This is a genomic window from Leptotrichia sp. (genome assembly GCF_057270615.1).
In genome coordinates this window covers 1-1,343 of sequence record NZ_DBHIXN010000142.1, presented here as the reverse complement: position 1 = coordinate 1,343, position 1,343 = coordinate 1, and the positions used below count along the sequence as shown (strand labels likewise).

General features: G+C 30.4%; 1 protein-coding gene. It reads right to left on the bottom strand.

Annotated features, from left to right (window positions below; genetic code table 11):
• Window positions 1–301: 301 nt before the first annotated feature.
• Window positions 302–1,342: an RNA-guided endonuclease TnpB family protein gene (locus ACO409_RS10965; RefSeq protein WP_485557199.1), complete on the bottom strand. Its 1,041-nt coding sequence runs from the start codon at window positions 1,340–1,342 to the stop codon at window positions 302–304.
• Between the last annotated feature and the right edge of the window lies 1 nt (window position 1,343).

The following is a 1,343-nucleotide window of genomic DNA, read 5'->3' as shown; positions in this document are numbered from 1 at the left end:
TCCCAGCCAAACCTTCAGTTATTATTTCAAAACTTCTCACTTCTATTGATTTTGGGTCTTTAATATATGACATATCTTATTTGTATGATAATAAATATCACACTCTCCTTTCATTTGTTTTTATCTTTTTCTCTATCCTTAATTCCTTTTTTAAGAGAATCATTGACTTATAATTTTTAATAACTCTGTGAACTACTCCCGCTTTTAGAAGCGGGAGCTTCTTGGGAAGTACCTGCTTTTGCTAGCCAAATATATTTACCAAGCTCTTTGGGTAGTTCCTACCCTGTCTTTTTTTATTTTTCTAATATTCCAACATCAATTTCCCAATGTTTTTTATATTCAGTGCCGCATTATAATCCCTATCAATCTCAATTCCACAGCACTCACATCTATAACTTCTTTCTGATAATTTCAGTTCCTCTTTAACATTCCCACATCTACTACAAGTTTTCGATGACGGAAACCATTTATTTATCTTCAAAAATTGTTTCCCTAAAAACATCAGTTTATACTCAAGCATCTTCAAAAACATTCCCCACCCATTGTCTCCTACACTTTTACCAAAATTTAATGCCTGGCTCATCCCTTTCATATTCAAATCCTCAACAACCACAGCATCATATTCTTCAGACAATTTTTTCGATAATTTATGCAAAAAATCCCTTCGACAATTCTTGATATACTCATGCAATTTTGATATTTTCGATTTTTGCTTATACCAATTTTTAGAAAATCTCACTTTTCTCGATAATGATTTCTGTAATTTTTTCAATTCTTCTTCCAACATCCTAAAATATTTTGGATAATCAGCCCTTTGGTTTTCAGAGCTGACAAATAATTCAGACATTGAAAAATCAAGTCCTATTACTTTATCATTACTAGCTGCCTTTTGTATTTCTTTTTCAAATTCCGTCAAAATAGAAACATAGTAATTTCCATTACTGTTTGTTAGTGTTACTGACTTTATCTTGTAATCCTTCGGTATTTCTCTATGATATTTTAATTTTATTCTTTTCAATTTTGGCAAAACCAAATATTTGTTTTCCTCAATTCGTATCGAACTATTCACACAATTTGTCGTATAACTTTTAACATTATTTTTTTTAGATTTGAACCTTGGAAATTTCGCTCTCTTTTGAAAAAAATTCGTAAACGATCGTTTTACATTCAATTGAGCATTTGAAAGTGCAAGACTGTCGACTTCTTTCAAAAATTGGTTTTCACTTTTCAAACTGGCAGGTGTAATTATTTTATTTTTTCCAGTTTCTTCATAAAATTTATTCGCAGCATACAAAATCGTATTGTAAACAAAACGAACACATCCAAAAGTCTTGTTTATCAAC